Here is a 16,664-nt window from a genome sequence, read left to right as displayed (position 1 = left end):
AGCTTCGGGCATCCGGCTATGAGGATTCCGGGTGCCCGATATGCGTTGCAGCAGAACTCAGGCGTCTCCGCCGAACATGCTCGTGACCGAGCCGTCTTCGAAGACCTGGCGGATCGCGGTCGCGAGCAGCGGCGCGATCGGCAGGATCGTGAGCCCCTCCCAGCGACGCGATTCGGTGAGCGGGATGGTGTCGGTGATGACGACCTGGTCGATCGACTCGTCCTGCAGGCGCTCGGATGCCGGGTCGCTGAACACGGCGTGCGTCGCGGCGACGATGACCTTGCGGGCGCCGTTCGCCTTGAGCGCCTGTGCGGCCTTGACGATGGTGCCGCCGGTGTCGATCATGTCGTCGACGAGAAGGCAGGTGCGGTCGTCGACGGTGCCGACGATCTCGTGCACCGAGACCTGGTTGGCGACCTTCGGGTCGCGGCGCTTGTGGATGATCGCGAGCGGGGCGCCGAGGCTGTCCGACCAGGTGTCGGCGACGCGCACGCGGCCCATGTCGGGCGACACGATCGTGAGCGTCTCGCGGTCTTCGGCGGTGAGGGTTCCCTCGAAGTGCTCGAGCAGCACGGGCTTGGCGAAGAGGTGATCGACCGGTCCGTCGAAGAAGCCCTGGATCTGCGCGGCGTGCAGGTCGACGCTCATGACGCGATCGGCGCCGGCGACCTTGAGCATGTCGGCGACGAGACGGGCCGAGATCGGCTCGCGGCCACGGCCCTTCTTGTCCTGGCGCGAGTACGGATAGTACGGCGCGACCACGGTGATCCGCTTCGCCGACGCGCGCTTGGCCGCGTCGAGCATGATCAGCGTCTCCATGAGCCACTCGTTCACCGGCTCACCGAACGACTGCACGATGAACAGGTCGCAGCCGCGGATCGAGACCTCGAACCGGGCGTAGATCTCGCCCGAGGCGAAGGTGCGGTGCTCGACGGGAGCGACCTCCTGGCCGAGAGCCGCGGCGACGGCCGCGGTCAGCTCGGGATGCGAGCGTCCGCCCGCGACGACCAGCCGCTTCTTCGTCTTCGCGATGAGTCCGGGTGCGACGCCCTTCTCACGGTCGAGTGCAGCCGTCTTCTTCTTGCGCCCCATGCCAGTCGCCTATTCTGCTGATCGTTCCCGGGCGGCAGCGTCCGCTGCCCCCGTGCCTGCTCGGTTCTTCTCGACCCACCCGTCGATGTTCCTCTGGGGGGCGACGCTCATGGCCAGGGCACCCGCGGGGACGTCCTTGCGGACGACGGCGCCGGCACCGGTCTTCGCACCGGCTCCCAGCCTAACGGGCGCGACAAGCACCGTGTGCGAGCCGGTGTGCACCTCGTCGCCCACCACGGTGCGGTGCTTGTTCACGTCGTCGTAGTTCGCGGTGATCGTGCTGGCGCCGAGGTTCACCCCGCGCCCGATCGTGGCATCGCCCACATAGGACAGGTGCGGCACCTTGCTGCCCTCGCCGATCTCGGCGTTCTTCGTCTCGACGTAGGCGCCGATCTTGCCGCCCGCGCCGAGCACGGTGCCCGGCCGCAGGAAGGAGAACGGGCCCACGGTGGCGTTCGCGCCGATGACCGCGAGGTTCGCATCCGTGCGCTTGACCACGGCGTCCTCGCCGACCTCGCAGTCGACCAGCGTGGTGTCGGGGCCGACCGTCGCGCCTGCCGCGATCACCGTGGCGCGCAGGATCTGGGTGTTGGGCAGGATCGTCACATCGGCCGAGAGCTTCGCGTCGTCGTCGATCCACGTGGTCTCGGGGTCGACGATCGTGACGCCCTCGCGCTGCCAGCGACGGACGATGCGCTGGTTGAGCAGACGGCCCACGAGCGCGAGCTGAGCGCGGTCGTTGACGCCGAAGGTGACCGAGACGTCGGACACGACGGATGCCGCGACGCGGTCGCCGTCACGGCGGAGAAGCCCCGGCACATCGGTGAGGTACATCTCGCCCTGCGCGTTGTCGACGCCGATCTCGGGCAGGTAGCGACGCAGCGTCTCCGAGCGGAAGACGTACATGCCGGCGTTGATCTCGCTGACCGCTGCCTCGTCGTCGCTGGCATCCTTCTGCTCGACGATCCGGTCGACGCCGCCGTCGGCGTCGCGGATCACCCGGCCGTACCCGGTCGGGTCGTCGACGACGGCGGTCATGAGGGTCGCCGGCGCGCCGGAGGCGCGGTGCTCGTCGAGGAAGGCCGAGAGCGTGTCGGCGTCGGCCAGCGGGCAGTCGCCCGAGAGCACGAGCACGTCGCCGTCGAAGTCGGCGGGCAGCGCATCTATCGCCACCTGCACGGCGCGACCGGTGCCGGGCACGTCGTCCTGGTCGACGAAGATCGCGTCGGGATAGTCGGCGGCGAGAGCGCTCACGACCTGCTCGCGCTCGTGCCGCACGACGACCTCGATGTGCGCGGCGCCGAGCGAGCGCGCGGTGGTGAGCACGTGACCGACGAGCGGGCGCCCGGCGATCTCGTGCAGCACCTTCGGACGACGGGACTTCATGCGCGTGCCCTGCCCTGCGGCGAGCACGACGATGGCCAGATTGTTCTGCGTCATGCTCCGCCGCCAGGATTCGAACCTGAACCTCACAGCTCCAAAGGCTGTCGTGCTGCCGTTACACCACGGCGGACCACGGTCTCTGCCGCCCGAGACGGCGACCGCTCGTCAATTCTGCCACGGCGCACCTGACGCCCCCGCCGTGCACGGAGCGGGCGGCAGCGGCGGCACGCGATAATGGACGGATGAGCGAGGCGGATGAGGTCGACCGGATCGTCGGCGCCTGGAACACCCAGCGCCCCGACCTCGACTTCTCGCCGCTCGAGGTGCTCTCGCGCATGGACCGTCTCTCGCGGCATCTCGACCGCGCACGGCGAGACGTGTTCCGCCGCAGCGACATCGAGCCGTGGGAGTGGGACGTGCTGTCGGCGCTGCGCCGAGCGGGGGCACCCTTCCAGCTCTCCCCCAAGCAGCTGCTGCAGCAGACGCTGGTCTCGAGCGGCACCATGACCAACCGCATCGACCGTCTCGTCGGTCGCCGCTTCGTCCGCCGCGAGTCGGACCCGCAGGACGGCCGCAGCGTGCTGGTGACCCTGACCGACGACGGACGGGTTCGAGTGGATGCCGCGATCACCCGCCTCGTCGACGCCGAGGCTGTGCTGCTGCGTGCCCTCCCCCGCGGCGACCGCGAGCGGCTCGCCGGTCTGCTGCGCAAGCTCAGCCTGAGCTTCGATTCCTGATGGCGATGGCATCGCCTCTGCCGGTGCGCGACGGCGTCGGCGCGACACGGCTGCACCTGCCGATGTCGGGCCCCTGGGCGACGGTCGGCGCATACATGGCCGAGCGCTTCTTCCACCTCGAGCCCGAACGGCTGCTGGCCAGGTTCGACCGCGGCGAGATCGTCGCCCGCGACGGCACGCCGCTGAACCGCGAGACCCCCCTCGGGGCACACGAGTTCGTCTGGTACTACCGCGAGCCGCCGGTCGAGCGCGAGATCCCGTTCGAGATCGAGGTGCTGCATCACGACCGCGACCTGGTCGTCGCCGACAAGCCGCACTTCCTGCCGACCACTCCCGGCGGCAAGTACCTGCAGAACTCGGCGCTGGTCCGGCTGCGCAACCTGCTCGGCATCCCCGAGCTGACCCCGATCCACCGCCTCGACCGCGCGACCGCCGGGCTGCTGATGTTCTCGACCAGGCCGGAGACCCGCGGGGCCTACCAGCTGCTGTTCGAGCGCCGGCAGGTCGAGAAGGTGTACGAGGCTGTCTCGGCGCTGCCCGCGGAGTGGGATCCGGCATCCCCTTCTCTCGCCGGTCGTCCTTTCCCGATCGTGCACCGCAACCACATCGAGAAGCTGCGCGCGCACGTGTGCGTGAAGGTCGACGACACCCGTGAGCCCAACTCCGAGACCCTCATCGAGCTGCGAGGCTTCGACGATCGGGTCGTGCACACGCTGCTGCGCCCGCACTCGGGGCGCATGCACCAGCTGCGGGTTCATCTGGCAGCCCTCGGCGCGGGCATCCTGCACGACGGCTTCTACCCCGACCTGCTGCCCGAGGCTCCGGACGACTTCGACAGGCCGCTGCAGCTGCTCGCCCGCGAGCTGCGGTTCACCGACCCGCTCAGCGGCGCGCCGCGCGAGTTCACCACCCGGCGCACCCTGCGCTTCGCGCCTATCGGCGCATGATCCGCCTGGCGAGCCATGTTCCCAGCGTCTGCGCCAGGTGGACGAAGACCACGATGAGCAGCACGGCAGCCCACATCACGACGGGCTCGAACTGACGACGCCCGTAGGTGAGCGCGAAGTTGCCCAGTCCGCCCGCGCCGATGTAGCCGGCCATCGCCGTCATGTCGATCAGCGCCACGATGACGAAGGTGTAGCCGAGCACCAGCGGGCCGAGCGCCTCGGGGATCACGACGGTGAACAGCGTGCGCCACGGACCGGCCCCCATCGCGCGCGCCGCCTCGATCACGCCGGGTGACACGCCGACCAGATGCTGCTCGACGATGCGGCCGATCGCGAACATCGATGCCACCACGAGCGCGACGATCGCCGCGTTCGTGCCGATGCCGCTGCCCACGACCAGGCGCGAGAACGGGATCAGGACGGTGATGAGGATCACGAACGGGATCGGGCGGAAGAAGTTGATGAACAGGTTGAGCAGGAACGACACCGGCCGGTTCTGCAGCATCCCGCCCGGTCGGGTCAGGTAGAGGCCGACGCCGATCAGCCCGCCCAGGATGCCGCCGAACAGCAGCGTCAGCGACACCATGTACAGCGTCTCGACCGCTGCCTGCCAGAACTCCGGCGAGAGCTCGATGAGACGATCCATCAGCGCTCCTCCTCCCGATCGATGTCGGTCACTTCGACCTGCTCGGCGATGCGTGCGAGCGCGGCGTCGATGCGCTGCTCGTCTCCGCGGATCGCGAGGGTCAGATGGCCGAAGGCGCGCCCTCGGATGTCGTTGATGCCGCCGAACACCAGCTCGAAGTCGAGACCGGCCTCGGCGAGGTCGACGAAGAGCTGCGCCTGAGACGAGCCTCCGTCGCGGAACGAGAACGTCACCAGACGCCCGCTGTGCCGCTCGCGCAGCACCGCTCTCTCGGACGGCGAGGGGATGCCCTTCACGACCGTTCCGACGAAACGCTGCGAAGCCGGATGCCGGGGCGCGGAGAACACGTCGAAGACATCGCCGTGCTCGATGACGCGACCGCGGTCCATGACGGCGACCTTGGTCGCGATCGTCTGGATCACGTCCATCTCGTGGGTGATCACGACGATCGTCACGCCCTGCTCCTCGTTGACGCGCCTGAGCAGCGCGAGCACCTCGTGCGTCGTCTCGGGATCGAGCGCGCTGGTCGCCTCGTCGGCGAGCAGGATCGCGGGCCGGGTGGCGAGCGCACGCGCGATCCCGACGCGCTGCTTCTGCCCGCCCGAGAGCTGCTCGGGGTACGACCGCGCCTTGTCGCTCAGGCCGACGAACGAGAGCAGCTCGGTGACCCTCGCGTCGATGTCGGCCTTCGACCAGCCGGCGAGCTTGAGGGGGTATGCGATGTTCGCCCTGACGGTCTTCGCCGAGAACAGGTTGAACTGCTGGAAGATCATGCCGATGCCGCTGCGCACCTCGCGCAGCCGCCGCTCGCCGAGGGAGGTGATCTCGATGTCGCCGACCGTGATCCGGCCGGCGGTCGCCGGCTCGAGCGCATTGATCAGGCGCACGAGAGTCGACTTGCCCGCGCCGGAGTAGCCGATGATCCCGTAGACGTCTCCCTTCTCGATGTGCAGGGTGACGTCGTCGACGGCGGTGACCTGGTCTCCCGCGCTCTGCGGGGACGGGTATCGCTTCGACACGTTCTCGAGCGAGACGATGGGCATGGGTTTCACTCCGGCTTCGGATGGGTGCGGGATGCGAGCAGGGGCAGGCGGCTGTCGTGCGACACGGAGAATCGGGCGGCGCAGATCGCGCCGCCCGATTCTCTCAGACCCACCTGGATCAGCTGTTGTCCGCGACGTCCTTCTGGACCTTCGCCAGCGTCTTCTCGAGGTCGGCCTGCGGGAGCTGGACCGTGACGCCGGTTCCACCGGACGACTCCGAGAGGCCCTTCTGGACCGCCTCGTCGGTCTGGAAGATCTCGATGAGCTTCAGGTACGTCTTGTTGTCGACGTCTTCTGCGCGCGAGGCGAAGATGTTGACGTAGGGCGCGGCGGCCGGGTCGGAGGCGTCGTCGGTGAACAGCGCGTCGTCGAACGTGAGACCCGCCTGCTCGACGAAGTCGTTGTTGATGATCGCCGCGGCGACGTCGGGCAGAGCCTCGGGGGTGAGCGCCGCCTCGAGGGCGGTGACCTTGACCTTCGACTTCGCCTCGTCGACGTCGTTGAGGTCGGAGAACGGCGATCCGCCGTCCTTGAGCTCGATGAGACCCGCCGACTGGAGCACGAGCAGCCCGCGGGCCTGGTTCGACGCGTCGTCCGGGACGGCGACGGTCTCGCCCTTCTCGATGTCCTTCACGTCGTCGTACTTCGACGAGTACAGCCCGAGCGGGTAGGTCTGCGTCGATCCGATGGCGGCAAGGTCCTCGCCGGATGCCTGGTTGTACTGCGCCAGGTAGATGACGTGCTGGAACTGGTTGAGGTCGATCTCGCCCTCGGTCAGTGCCGGGTTGGGCAGCTCGTAGGAGCCGAAGTCGACGAGTTCGATGTCGATGCCCGCGGCCTCGGCGGCCTTCTCGAATGCCGGCCACTGGGGGTCGCTCTTGCCGACCACGCCGATCTTGATGACATCGCCGTCGGCACCCGAGGCTGGTTTGTCGGCGTCGGCGGAGGCACAGCCTGCGAGGCCGGCTGCGAGGGCGACCGCTGCGGCTGCGGCTGCGAGGGTGGTGAAACGGCGGGACATTTTCGGGTTCTTCCTCTCGTGGGGGACTCCGAAAACGTACGCGGCGAGGTGGTGGCGCTCAGAATCGCATCGTCACACAGCGTCACGCTGAGCCGTCGCGGTCATCGCGTCGAAGAAGTCGGCGACGACCCGGCGATGCTCGGAGCTGAGCGCGGCGATCGCGTCGAAGCGCCTGGCGTGCTCCCTGCCGACCGTGGCACGGGCGGCGTGCCGGGTGTGCTCCGTCACCTGGATGACGAGGCTGCGGCGGTCGTCGGGGTGGGCGAGCCGCACGATGTGGCCGCCCCGCTCGAGACGGTCGAGGAGCTTGGTGGTCGACGCGGCCGAGATGCCGAGGTGCCCGGCCATGGTGCTGGGCGTGATCGGCACGTCCTGATTGCCTGCGGCTATCAGCATGCGCAGCGCCCGCATGTCGCTGGCGCCGAGCTTCATGTACCGCTGCGAGGCCTCGCTCGTCTCGCGCTCGGCCTCGCGCCAGCGACGCATCGCCTCGAGCACCTCGAGCACGCTCTCGAGTTCGCCCGCGGCGAGATCGCCGGTGCGCACGATCTCCTGCGCCGGGTCGTTGAGGCGCGGATCGTGCATGACGATCCGCGCCTGACGCGGCTTCTCCTGAGGCATGGATCGATTTTATGTCGCGTCTGGATATTTCTCCAGTTGAAAGCTAGCCTTTCTAGCAATCAACCAGGAGGTCGAAGTGTCCCACTCCCCCGAGCGCGTGATCCTTCTCGACGACGACGGGAATCCCCGCGGAGTCGCCCGCAAAGACGAAGTGCACCACGAGACGACTCCTCTGCACCTCGCGTTCTCATGCCACGTCCGCGACGACGAGGGACGACTCCTGCTCACCCGCCGCGCGCTCAGCAAGCGCGCCTGGCCGGGCACCTGGACCAACGCGTTCTGCGGACACCCGGGACCGTTCGAGGCGATCCCGGATGCCGTGCATCGCCGCGCACAGCAGGAGCTGGGCCTGCAGATCACCGACCTGCAGCTCGAGCTGCCCGACTTCCGCTACCGCGCGATCGACGCCTCGGGCATCGTCGAGAACGAGATCTGCCCGGTCTACACCGCGCGTGCGGTCGGCCAGCCCTCGCTCAACCCTGCCGAGGCGATGGATGCCAGGTGGGTCAGCCCCGAAGACCTCGCCGACGCCCTGACCGCCGCGCCGTGGGCGTTCAGCCCCTGGCTGGTGCTGCAGGCGCAGCAGCTCTCGGCGACCGCGGGGACCATCCAGGCCACCGCGTGGCGGAGCGTCGCGTGAGACTCGACACGGCGGTCGATCCGCGACTCGACGAGATCATCGACCGCTTCTTCACCACCCGGATCGCGCGCGCCGATGCCATGGGCGGCCGCTACGGCGAGCTGTGGCGGCGTGCGGCTGACGCGACCCAGGGCGGCAAGCGGCTGCGCCCGCGCATGCTGCTGCTCGCGCACGACCGGCTCGGCGGCGTCGAGGACGCATCGGCCCTGAACGCCGCGGCGGCTTTCGAAGTGCTGCACACCGCCCTGCTGATGCACGACGACGTGCTCGATCGCGACCTCGTGCGCCGAGGCCAGCCCAACCTCGCGGGCCGTTTCGCCGCAGCCGCGCTCGATGACGGACTGGATCCTGAGACCTCCACCTCATGGGGCGAGGCGTCTGCGCTGCTCGCGGGCGATCTGCTGATCAGCGGCGCGCACGTGCTCGTGTCCGAGGTGACCCACCCGGCGGCCGCGGCACTGCACCGCGTGGTCGACGACGCCCTGATGCTGACGGCGGCCGGCGAGCACGCCGACGTGGGCTACGCGAAGGGCATCATGCCCGCGGACCCCGACGACATCCTCCGGATGATCGAGCAGAAGACCGCCGCGTACTCGTTCGCCGCCCCGCTGCGTGTAGGGGCGCTGCTCGCCGGCGGCACCGACCAGGTCGTCGAGGCCCTCGAGCGGATCGGGTCGCGTCTCGGTCTGCTGTATCAGCTGCGCGACGACGCTCTCGGCGTGTTCGGCGCCGAGAGCACGACGGGCAAGAGCGTCATCGGCGACCTGCGCGAGGGCAAGCGCACCATGCTCGTCGCCTTCGCCGAGGGCACGGAGGAGTGGGAGGCCGTGCGGCCGCTGTTCGGGCAGGCTCCGCTCGACGCCGCGGATGCCGACAGGCTGCGCGCCGCGCTGATCGCGTGCGGAGCCGTCGACAGGATGCAGCGGATCATCGACGAGGTCCTGCGCGAGGTGCTGCACGAGGTCGCGATCGCCCCGCTGCCCACCGGGCTGCGGGCCGAGCTCGCGCTCATCGCCGAGAGATGCGCGGAGCGGCAGTCATGAGGCCGGCTCCTGCCCTCGACCTGTACACGCGCACGGCGCACGCGGCGTCGGCCCACGTGATCAGCGGCTACTCGACGTCGTTCGGCTATGCCAGCAGGCTGCTGCCGCGCGAGGTGCGCGCGGGGATCGCCGACGTGTACGCGCTGGTCCGCGTCGCAGACGAGATCGTCGACGGCCCGGCCGCAGAGGCGGGTCTCGAGCGGCCCGAGGTCGTGGCGATCCTCGATGAGCTCGAACGCGACACGCTCGCCGCCCTGCATCGCGGATTCAGTGCGAACCTCGTCGTGCATGCCTTCGCCGACACCGCGCGGCGGACGGGGATCGGCGAGGATCTGATCCGGCCGTTCTTCGAGTCGATGCGCGTCGACGCCACCGCGCACACGCGCTTCGACCGAGACGAGTATCGCCGCTACATCCATGGCTCGGCCGAGGTCGTCGGCTCGATGTGCCTGCGCGTGTTCGCGCTGGAGCAGCCGGGGATGGTGCTCGATGAGCACCTCGAAGAGGGCGCCCGTCGCCTCGGGGCCGCCTTTCAGAAGGTGAACTTCCTGCGCGATCTCGCCGACGATGCCGGGCGTCTCGGCCGCTCGTACATCCCCGGACTCGACCCCAGGACATTCACCGACCAGGAGAAGGAGGCCGTGGTGGATGAGATCGCCGAGGACCTCGCGATCGCCCGATCGGCGATCGCACGCCTGCCCCGCGGGGCTCGGCGGGCCACGACCGCGGCCGCCGCGCTGTTCGGTCGTCTGAACGAGCAGCTGCGCGAGACACCCGCATCGAGGCTGCGCACCACGCGCGTCTCGGTGCCGCTCCGGCGCAAGCTGGCCATCCTGCTCGGCGCCGCGACCGGCAGGACGGCCGTATGAGGCGCGTGGTCGTCATCGGCGGCGGCATCTCAGGGCTCGCCACCGCCGCTCTGCTCGCCCGCGAGGGCGCTTCCGTGACCCTGGTCGAATCGCGCGACGAGCTCGGCGGTCGTGCCGGCAGCTGGGAGTCGAACGGCTTCCGCTTCGACACCGGGCCCTCGTGGTACCTGATGCCCGAGGTGTTCGATCATTTCTTCCGCCTGCTCGGCACGTCGTCGGCGGAGCAGCTCGACCTCGTCCGTCTCGACCCCGCGTACCGGGTCTACTTCGAGGGCGAGGATGCGCCGTTCGATCTGCCTGCGGAGGGCGCAAGGGATGCCCTCGTCGCGCTCGACCCCGCGGCCGAGCAGCAGCTCGACCGCTACCTCGAGTCGGCCGCCGACACGTACGATCTCGCGACCTCGACCTTCCTGTACAGCACCTACGAGTCGCTGCGTCCGCTGCTCACTCCGCGCACCGTCCGCGGGCTGCCGACGCTGACCCGTCTGCTGGCCGAGCCGCTCGATCGGCGCATCCGCCGGCACAGCCGGGAGCCGCGCGTGCAGCAGATCCTCGGCTACCCGTCGGTGTTCCTCGGCACGTCGCCCGCGAAGGCACCGGGCATGTACCACCTCATGAGCCACCTCGACGTCGGACAGGGAGTGCTGTACCCGAGAGGCGGCTTCGCCGAGGTGATCGCCGCCATCGCCCGGCTCGCAGCCGCTGAAGGGGTCGACATCCGCACCGGATGCCCGGCCCGCCGCATCGCGGTCGAGGCCGGCGCCGCCACGGGGGTCGAGGTCGAGCTCGCCGACGGCTCGCGCGAGCTGCTGCCCGCCGACGTGGTCGTCTCGACAGCCGACCTGCACGTCACGGAGCAGCAGCTGCTGTCGCCCGAGCACCGCACGCGGTCGGAGCGCTGGTGGGAGGGCCGCGACCCCGGGCCGGGGGCCGTGCTCGCGCTGCTCGGCGTGCGCGGCGAGCTGCCGCAGCTCGCGCACCACACGCTGCTGTTCACGGAGGCGTGGGAAGAGGGCTTCGACGCGATCTACGGCAGAGGCAGGCGCGGTGCGGGCAAGCGAATCCCCGATCCCGCCTCCCTCTACGTGTGCCGCCCGAGCGCGACCGACGACGTGGCGCCCGAGGGGCACGAGAACCTGTTCGTGCTCATCCCCGTGCCCGCCGACACCTCGATCGGCGCTGGTGGCGTCGACGGCGCAGGCGATGACCGCGTCGAGCGCGCAGCCGATGCGGCGATCGATCAGATCGCCGGCTGGTGCGGCATCGCCGATCTGCGGGAGCGGATCGTCGTCAGGCGCACCGTCGGGCCGGCCGACTTCGAGCGCGAGTTCGGAGCCTGGCGCGGCGGCGCGCTCGGCCCCGCGCACACGCTGCGTCAGAGCGCCTTCCTGCGCGGCGCGAACACCTCGTCGAAGGTCGACGGCCTGCTCTACGCCGGCGCCACCACGATCCCCGGCATCGGTCTGCCGATGTGCCTGATCAGCGCCGAGCTGGTGGTCAAGCGCCTGCGCGGCGACGTGTCGGCCGGGCCCCTGGCGGAGCCGCTGACGGAGCCGGTGGCGGGGCGCCTGTGAGCGCCGCCTACCTGATCGCCCTGCTGGTCTCGCTCGCGGGCATGGTGCTTCTCGACGTGCGTCACCGTCTGTTCCTCGGCAGGGATCCGCTGCGCGCGGCGATCGTGCTGGCCGCGGGCACCGTGTTTTTCCTGCTCTGGGATGTCGCGGGCATCGGGCTCGGCATCTTCTTCCGCGACGACGGGGAGTTCGCCACCGGCATCCTGCTGGCCCCCGAGCTGCCGCTCGAGGAGCCGATCTTCCTGCTCTTCCTGTGCCAGCTCACCATGGTTCTCGTGTGCGGCGCCGAGAAGCTGCTGGCGGCGCGACGGAGGGACGACGCATGAGCTACGTGCTGCTGTGCGCCGCGTTCCTCGTCGCGGCCGGAGCGATCGCTCTGGTCGTGCGGCGCCGCGACCGCATGCCCTCCCCCGCCGCGCTGGCGGCGGCGGCCGGTGTCCTCGTGCTGCTCACCGCGGTGTTCGACAATGTCATGATCGCCGTAGGGCTCTTCGACTACTCGAGTGCGCACATCTCGGGCATCCGGATCGGCGAAGCCCCCATCGAGGACTTCGCCTACCCTCTCGCCGCAGTGATCCTGCTGCCGGCGCTGTGGTCGCGACTGCGCAGGAAGGAGGCGGACGATGATCGGTGACCTGCTCGCGGCGTCCCGGCCGCTCAGCTGGATCAACACGGCGTACCCGTTCGCCGCCGCGTATCTGCTCGTCGCGGGCGGCGTCGACGCCCGCTGGGTGATCGGCACGCTGTTCTTCCTCGTGCCGTACAACCTCGCGATGTACGGCATCAACGACGTCTTCGACTACGCCTCCGACCTCGCCAACCCCCGCAAGGGCGGCGTCGAGGGGGCCCTGCTCTCTCCGCAGCGGCACCGCACCGTGCTCGTCACCTCCGTCGCGCTGTGCGTGCCCTTCGTCGTGGCGCTGGTCGCATGGGGCTCCCCGGTGTCGTGGCTGATCCTCGCGATCAGCCTGTTCGCGGTGATCGCCTACTCGGCACCGCCGTTCCGCTTCAAAGAGGTCCCTGTACTCGACTCCGTGACGTCGAGCGTGCACTTCGTGAGCCCGGCCGTCTACGGGTTCGCCCTGGCGGGCGGCGAGGTCACACCGGGGCTCGTCGCGCTGCTGAGCGCCTTCTTCCTCTGGGGGGTGGCGAGCCATGCGTTCGGCGCGGTGCAGGACGTCGTTCCCGATCGCGAGGGCGGGATCTCGTCGATCGCCACCGCACTGGGGGCTGCTCGCACCGTGCGCCTTGCACTCGCATGCTGGACCGCGGCGGGCCTGCTGATGCTGCTGACGGGCTGGCCCGGCGCTCTGGCCGCCGTGCTCGCGCTGCCCTATCTCTGGGCAGCCGCGCCCTTCCGCTCGGTGTCCGACGCCGACTCCGGCACCGCCAACCGGGGATGGCGGCACTTCCTGTGGATCAACTACGCCTGCGGCTTCGTGGTGACCATGCTGCTGATCGTCTACGCGCTCGACGCCGGCTGATCAGCTCCGCGTCACGGAGGGAGCCGACGCGCGAGCGATGGCGAGCCAGCGGCGGGCGACGCCGCCCCATGTGCTCTCCAGCCACTCCTCGTCTGCGGCCATCCCGTCGACGATCTCGTCAGCGGTCAGACCGAGTCCCGCGAGCTTCGTGCTCTCGGGCTCGGCCCAGCCCCGGGCGATCTCCGCGTCTGCTTCGAGATGGAACTGCAGTCCCCACGCATTGCGCCCCACGCGGAACGCCTGATTCGCGCACGCGCCGCTGCGCGCGAGCGAGACGCTGCCCCCTGGCAGCCGGGTGACCTCCAGGAAGTGCCACTGCAGGGCGCGCAGCCGACCGGCATCCTCCTGCAGTCCGCTCAGCAGCGGGTCGTCGGCGGCGGCGGGTGTCAGCTCGAACTCGCACAGCCCGACCTCGGGCTGAACGGCATCGCCGACCGCGCCCCCCGCCACGACGCCGAGCACCTGCGCGCCGAGGCAGATGCCGAGATACGGCATCTCGGCCTCCAGCGCCTGCCGCACGAGCTCCCGCGTCTGCGGCATCCACGGCGCGATATCGTCGTCCTCGGGCCCCGGCGAACCGCCGAGCACCACGAGCGCATCGTAGCCGCGCAGGTCGGCGGGCAGAGGCGCTCCGACCTCAGGGCCCACGATGTCGAGGTCAGCGCCCTCGGCCGTGAGCGCCCTGCCCACACGCTGGATGCCGGTGTCGGCCTCGTGCTCGACCACGAGCACCCGCATGGCGCTCACAGCCGGCCCGCCGCGACGATCTGCCCGAGGAACTCCCGGGTTCGCTCCTCCCGCGGAGCGCCGAAGATCTGCTCGGGCGGCCCCTGCTCGAGCACGCGTCCCTCATGGAGGAAGGCGATCGAGTCGGCGACCTCGCGCGCGAAGTTCATCTCGTGCGTCGCCATGAGGATGGTCAGTCCGTCTGCCGCGAGGTCCTTGACGATGTTGAGCACCTCGGCGACCAGCTCGGGGTCGAGAGCGGAGGTGATCTCGTCGAGCAGCAGCACGTCGGTGTTCATCGCCACCGCGCGCACGATCGCCACCCGCTGCTGCTGTCCGCCCGAGAGCTGGTCGGGATAGGCATCCGCCTTCTCCTCCAGTCCCACGCGCGAGAGCAGCTTGCGGGCGAAGGTCTCCGCCTCGCGTGCGTCGACCCCCAGCACTCTGCGAGGCGCGAGCATCACGTTCTCGAGCACGGTCATGTGCGGGAAGAGGTTGAAGCTCTGGAAGACGATGCCGATGCGCGTGCGAAGGCGATCGAGATCCACGCCTTCGCCCGAGACGGTCTCGCCGTCGAGGCGGATCTCTCCGTCCTGGATGTCCTCCAGGGCGTTGATGGTCCGCAGCAGGGTCGACTTGCCGCATCCGGATGCGCCGATCAGGCAGACCACCTGGTGCTGCTCGACGTGCAGATCGATGCCGCGCAGCACCTGGTGGTCGCCGTACGACTTTCGCACGCCGTTGAGTTCGAGGAAGGCCACGGGATCAGCTCCTGGTCTTGGCGCGGTTGTCGCGCTCGATGAGACGGTCGACGAACCGCGTCTGCGGGATGGTGATGATGATGAAGAGGATCGCCACGACGGTCACCGACGACAGGTTGAAGTAGTTGCTCGAGAGGATCTTCGCCTGCGTGAACGCATCGACCATGCCGATGATCGTGACCAGCGCGGTGTCCTTCTGCAGTCCGATGAAGTCGTTCAGCAGGGGCGGCATGACCCGACGGACCGCCTGCGGCAGCACGACGAAGCGCATGGTCTTGCCGTAGCTCAGCCCGAGCGAGCGGGCGGCCGCCACCTGCGACCAGTGGATGCTGTCGATGCCCGACCGGTACACCTCGGCGACGTAGGCGCCGTAGGTGAGCGTGAGGGCGAGGATCGACGACCAGAACGGACCCAGGTCGCTGAAGAACGGGATGCCGGCGAGCGGCAGGCCGAAGCCGACGAGGTAGATGACGATGATCGACGGCACCGCGCGGAAGATGTCGATGTACGCCGTCGCGAGCCACCGGATGGGGCGGCCGGCCCGACCGGGAAGGATCCGGCCGAGCGCGATCAGCATGGCCCAGACCAGCACCAGCACCTCGGCGATGACCGCGATCTGCACGTTCTGCCAGAATCCGACGGCGATGTCGCCCAGGCTCCTGAGCATGAAGGGCACGTCGAAGAACGTGGTCTGCACCGCGTGGTCGTTCGCGGCGAGGAACTGCGCGAACACGGTCACGAGAAGGATCGGCACCGAGTATCCGGCCCCGATCCATCCCGCCTGGCGCGCACGGTGGCGTGCGGCGCGCGCCACCGTCTCGTCGCCTGCGCTGCGAGCACGGGCAGCGCGTCCTCGCTCCGCGAGGCCCCGCGCCAGAGGCAGGCCCGCGGCGAGCGCGAGGGCGACGACGGCCCAGAGCACGCCGCCGATGATCAGCGACCACACTCCGGTGGCGACGGCGGGCAGGGTCAGCGCCGTCATCGTCGAGGCCGCGACCGCCGATGCCCACACCAGGGCGCCGACGAGCAGCGCCGTGCCGGAGGTGTCGTGCTCGGAGGTGATGCGCTCGCGCACGCGCACCGGCTGCGTGGCCGAGCTCAGGGTCATTCGATGCTCCACAGGGGGATCTCGGTCGGGTCGACGCCGTACGCGACGCTGAGGTACTTCGATGAGAGCTCGTCGATCGTCCCGTCCTGCTTCATCTGCTCGATGATCTCGCTGACCACGGCGGTGTTCGGCGATCCCTTGGGCAGCAGCACGCCCATGCTCTGCCCGCTGTCGTACTGCCCGATCACCTCGATCGCGCCGTTCGAGGCCGTCGCGGATCCGAGGGCGACGCTGAGGTCCTGCACTGCGGCGTCGATCTGGCCGGCTGCGACAGCGGCGTCGAGCTCGGGGTCGCCGGGGAAGACCGACACCTGCTGCGATGGCTTCAGCGTGCTCTCGACGAAGATCTGCTCCGTCGTGCCCTGCTTGACGCCGATCTTGGCGTCGCGCAGCGAGTCGGCGTCGAGATCCGCGCCCTTCTTGACCACCACGCCGGCGGTCGACGAGAAGTAGGGCTCCGAGAAGTCGAAGATCTCGGCACGTTCGTCGGTGATGGTGATCTGGTTCAGCGTGAGATCCATGTCGCCCGCCTTGCCGGCGATGAGTCCGTCGAACGACGAGTTCTGCAGGTCGATCTCGTCGATGCCGGAGCGGTAGGCGATGTTGGCGAGGATGCAGTAGTCCACGCCGTCCTTGATCGAGTCGACGGTGTCGCCGTTGTACCAGCCGCGGCTGGGCAGGTCGGCCTTGACGGTGAGCTTGCCCTCTTCGAGCGTCTGAAGGGTGAACTCCCCCTTCTTGCCCGACACCTCGCAGTCGCCGTACGGCTTGGCGTCGGCTCCGCCCGCTGCGTCTCCCGACGTGCCCGTGCAGCCGGTCAGGAGGGCGGCGACGGAGCTGACGGCGACCAGCCCGACAAGAATGCGCTTCTTCATTGAAAACCTCTTTCGGATGAGTGTGCGTGTCGACCTAAACCGGTTTAAGCACTCGGCGATAGTATGGGACGAATCCCGCGGGTGTCAATCCCGC

19 protein-coding genes and 1 tRNA gene are annotated in these 16,664 nt (G+C 69.5%); 9 read left to right on the top strand and 11 right to left on the bottom strand.

What is annotated here, in order from left to right; translation table 11 throughout:
* Positions 1-57: 57 nt before the first annotated feature.
* The 3 genes from AB0N59_RS14280 to AB0N59_RS14270 all read right to left on the bottom strand — a co-directional run bounded on the left by AB0N59_RS14280 (position 58) and on the right by AB0N59_RS14270 (position 2,605).
* Positions 58-1,092 carry a ribose-phosphate diphosphokinase gene (locus AB0N59_RS14280; protein WP_363484687.1) on the bottom strand — a complete coding sequence of 345 codons (1,035 nt, stop codon included), beginning with the start codon at positions 1,090-1,092 and terminating at the stop codon, positions 58-60.
* Between the two features lie 9 nt (positions 1,093-1,101).
* Positions 1,102-2,532, bottom strand: coding sequence for a bifunctional UDP-N-acetylglucosamine diphosphorylase/glucosamine-1-phosphate N-acetyltransferase GlmU (gene glmU, locus AB0N59_RS14275; RefSeq protein ID WP_363484684.1), 1,431 nt, complete (start codon positions 2,530-2,532; stop codon positions 1,102-1,104).
* A 1-nt stretch (position 2,533) separates the two neighbouring features.
* Positions 2,534-2,605, bottom strand: a tRNA-Gln gene (locus tag AB0N59_RS14270).
* 112 nt (positions 2,606-2,717) lie between these two features.
* Here AB0N59_RS14270 and AB0N59_RS14265 point away from each other — a divergent pair.
* Positions 2,718-3,212, top strand: a complete 495-nt coding sequence (locus AB0N59_RS14265; RefSeq protein WP_363484681.1) for a MarR family transcriptional regulator — start codon at positions 2,718-2,720, stop codon at positions 3,210-3,212.
* Positions 3,213-3,217: 5 nt separating this feature from the next.
* The gene (locus AB0N59_RS14260) at positions 3,218-4,159 is read left to right on the top strand and encodes a pseudouridine synthase (RefSeq protein ID WP_363484678.1); all 942 of its coding nucleotides are present in this window, start codon (positions 3,218-3,220) and stop codon (positions 4,157-4,159) included.
* Here AB0N59_RS14260 and AB0N59_RS14255 read toward each other — a convergent pair.
* The 4 genes from AB0N59_RS14255 to AB0N59_RS14240 form a co-directional block, all read right to left on the bottom strand.
* Positions 4,146-4,805 carry a methionine ABC transporter permease gene (locus AB0N59_RS14255; protein WP_204974155.1) on the bottom strand — a complete coding sequence of 220 codons (660 nt, stop codon included), beginning with the start codon at positions 4,803-4,805 and terminating at the stop codon, positions 4,146-4,148. The genes AB0N59_RS14260 and AB0N59_RS14255 overlap by 14 nt on opposite strands.
* Positions 4,805-5,848, bottom strand: a complete 1,044-nt coding sequence (locus tag AB0N59_RS14250) for a methionine ABC transporter ATP-binding protein (RefSeq protein WP_363484675.1) — start codon at positions 5,846-5,848, stop codon at positions 4,805-4,807. The genes AB0N59_RS14255 and AB0N59_RS14250 overlap by 1 nt, the downstream gene beginning before the upstream one ends.
* Before the next feature lie 118 nt (positions 5,849-5,966).
* A complete protein-coding gene (locus tag AB0N59_RS14245; RefSeq protein ID WP_363484672.1) occupies positions 5,967-6,869 on the bottom strand; it encodes a MetQ/NlpA family ABC transporter substrate-binding protein in 903 nt (300 codons plus the stop codon).
* Positions 6,870-6,941: 72 nt separating this feature from the next.
* Positions 6,942-7,490 (bottom strand): MarR family transcriptional regulator, encoded by a 549-nt coding sequence (locus AB0N59_RS14240; RefSeq protein WP_363484669.1) that lies wholly within the window; start codon positions 7,488-7,490, stop codon positions 6,942-6,944.
* A 76-nt stretch (positions 7,491-7,566) separates the two neighbouring features.
* Here AB0N59_RS14240 and idi point away from each other — a divergent pair, with 76 nt between their 5' ends.
* The 7 genes from idi to AB0N59_RS14205 are packed head-to-tail and all read left to right on the top strand — an operon-like array spanning position 7,567 to position 13,100.
* On the top strand, positions 7,567-8,130 hold the full coding sequence (gene idi, locus AB0N59_RS14235) for an isopentenyl-diphosphate Delta-isomerase (RefSeq protein WP_363484666.1): 564 nt from the start codon (positions 7,567-7,569) through the stop codon (positions 8,128-8,130).
* Complete coding sequence (locus AB0N59_RS14230; protein ID WP_363484663.1) at positions 8,127-9,173, top strand: polyprenyl synthetase family protein; 1,047 nt, start codon at positions 8,127-8,129, stop codon at positions 9,171-9,173. The genes idi and AB0N59_RS14230 overlap by 4 nt, the downstream gene beginning before the upstream one ends.
* Positions 9,170-10,042, top strand: coding sequence for a phytoene/squalene synthase family protein (locus tag AB0N59_RS14225; protein ID WP_363484660.1), 873 nt, complete (start codon positions 9,170-9,172; stop codon positions 10,040-10,042). The genes AB0N59_RS14230 and AB0N59_RS14225 overlap by 4 nt, the downstream gene beginning before the upstream one ends.
* Positions 10,039-11,616 (top strand): phytoene desaturase family protein, encoded by a 1,578-nt coding sequence (gene crtI / locus AB0N59_RS14220; RefSeq protein WP_363484657.1) that lies wholly within the window; start codon positions 10,039-10,041, stop codon positions 11,614-11,616. Before AB0N59_RS14225 ends, crtI begins: the two co-directional genes overlap by 4 nt.
* On the top strand, positions 11,613-11,942 hold the full coding sequence (locus AB0N59_RS14215; protein ID WP_363484654.1) for a lycopene cyclase domain-containing protein: 330 nt from the start codon (positions 11,613-11,615) through the stop codon (positions 11,940-11,942). The genes crtI and AB0N59_RS14215 overlap by 4 nt, the downstream gene beginning before the upstream one ends.
* The gene (locus tag AB0N59_RS14210; protein WP_363484651.1) at positions 11,939-12,250 is read left to right on the top strand and encodes a lycopene cyclase domain-containing protein; all 312 of its coding nucleotides are present in this window, start codon (positions 11,939-11,941) and stop codon (positions 12,248-12,250) included. Before AB0N59_RS14215 ends, AB0N59_RS14210 begins: the two co-directional genes overlap by 4 nt.
* The gene (locus AB0N59_RS14205; protein ID WP_363484648.1) at positions 12,240-13,100 is read left to right on the top strand and encodes a prenyltransferase; all 861 of its coding nucleotides are present in this window, start codon (positions 12,240-12,242) and stop codon (positions 13,098-13,100) included. Before AB0N59_RS14210 ends, AB0N59_RS14205 begins: the two co-directional genes overlap by 11 nt.
* Here the strand turns inward: AB0N59_RS14205 and AB0N59_RS14200 are convergent, their stop codons facing one another.
* Genes AB0N59_RS14200 through AB0N59_RS14185 form a run of 4 tightly spaced genes read right to left on the bottom strand, consistent with a single transcriptional unit; the run spans position 13,101 to position 16,570 of the window.
* A complete protein-coding gene (locus AB0N59_RS14200) occupies positions 13,101-13,838 on the bottom strand; it encodes a type 1 glutamine amidotransferase (protein ID WP_363485012.1) in 738 nt (245 codons plus the stop codon). It lies immediately after the preceding gene.
* Between the two features lie 5 nt (positions 13,839-13,843).
* On the bottom strand, positions 13,844-14,587 hold the full coding sequence (locus AB0N59_RS14195; RefSeq protein WP_363484645.1) for an amino acid ABC transporter ATP-binding protein: 744 nt from the start codon (positions 14,585-14,587) through the stop codon (positions 13,844-13,846).
* Positions 14,588-14,591: 4 nt separating this feature from the next.
* Entirely contained in the window at positions 14,592-15,695 is a 1,104-nt protein-coding gene (locus AB0N59_RS14190; RefSeq protein ID WP_363484642.1) for an amino acid ABC transporter permease, read from the bottom strand.
* Positions 15,692-16,570 (bottom strand): ABC transporter substrate-binding protein, encoded by an 879-nt coding sequence (locus tag AB0N59_RS14185; protein WP_363484639.1) that lies wholly within the window; start codon positions 16,568-16,570, stop codon positions 15,692-15,694. Before AB0N59_RS14185 ends, AB0N59_RS14190 begins: the two co-directional genes overlap by 4 nt.
* Positions 16,571-16,664 lie beyond the last annotated feature (94 nt).

It is taken from the genome of Microbacterium sp. NPDC089321, from assembly GCF_040684935.1.
In the GTDB taxonomy this organism is placed as follows: Bacteria; Actinomycetota; Actinomycetes; order Actinomycetales; family Microbacteriaceae; genus Microbacterium.
The sequence above is the reverse complement of the archived record's forward strand: the minus strand, read 5'-3'. Positions and strand labels throughout refer to the sequence as shown.

What these genes read in the sequence shown, in the direction of transcription:
- glmU (WP_363484684.1), bottom strand. Translation starts at nt 2,532, where the DNA reads ATGACGCAGAACAATCTGGCCATCGTCGTGCTCGCCGCAGGGCAGGGC.
- AB0N59_RS14225 (WP_363484660.1), top strand. Translation starts at nt 9,170, where the DNA reads ATGAGGCCGGCTCCTGCCCTCGACCTGTACACGCGCACGGCGCACGCG.
- AB0N59_RS14265 (WP_363484681.1), top strand. Translation starts at nt 2,718, where the DNA reads ATGAGCGAGGCGGATGAGGTCGACCGGATCGTCGGCGCCTGGAACACC.
- AB0N59_RS14280 (WP_363484687.1), bottom strand. Translation starts at nt 1,092, where the DNA reads ATGGGGCGCAAGAAGAAGACGGCTGCACTCGACCGTGAGAAGGGCGTC.
- AB0N59_RS14255 (WP_204974155.1), bottom strand. Translation starts at nt 4,805, where the DNA reads ATGGATCGTCTCATCGAGCTCTCGCCGGAGTTCTGGCAGGCAGCGGTC.
- AB0N59_RS14260 (WP_363484678.1), top strand. Translation starts at nt 3,218, where the DNA reads ATGGCATCGCCTCTGCCGGTGCGCGACGGCGTCGGCGCGACACGGCTG.
- AB0N59_RS14185 (WP_363484639.1), bottom strand. Translation starts at nt 16,570, where the DNA reads ATGAAGAAGCGCATTCTTGTCGGGCTGGTCGCCGTCAGCTCCGTCGCC.
- AB0N59_RS14205 (WP_363484648.1), top strand. Translation starts at nt 12,240, where the DNA reads ATGATCGGTGACCTGCTCGCGGCGTCCCGGCCGCTCAGCTGGATCAAC.
- AB0N59_RS14245 (WP_363484672.1), bottom strand. Translation starts at nt 6,869, where the DNA reads ATGTCCCGCCGTTTCACCACCCTCGCAGCCGCAGCCGCAGCGGTCGCC.
- AB0N59_RS14200 (WP_363485012.1), bottom strand. Translation starts at nt 13,838, where the DNA reads ATGCGGGTGCTCGTGGTCGAGCACGAGGCCGACACCGGCATCCAGCGT.
- AB0N59_RS14250 (WP_363484675.1), bottom strand. Translation starts at nt 5,848, where the DNA reads ATGCCCATCGTCTCGCTCGAGAACGTGTCGAAGCGATACCCGTCCCCG.
- crtI (WP_363484657.1), top strand. Translation starts at nt 10,039, where the DNA reads ATGAGGCGCGTGGTCGTCATCGGCGGCGGCATCTCAGGGCTCGCCACC.
- AB0N59_RS14210 (WP_363484651.1), top strand. Translation starts at nt 11,939, where the DNA reads ATGAGCTACGTGCTGCTGTGCGCCGCGTTCCTCGTCGCGGCCGGAGCG.
- AB0N59_RS14240 (WP_363484669.1), bottom strand. Translation starts at nt 7,490, where the DNA reads ATGCCTCAGGAGAAGCCGCGTCAGGCGCGGATCGTCATGCACGATCCG.
- AB0N59_RS14190 (WP_363484642.1), bottom strand. Translation starts at nt 15,695, where the DNA reads ATGACCCTGAGCTCGGCCACGCAGCCGGTGCGCGTGCGCGAGCGCATC.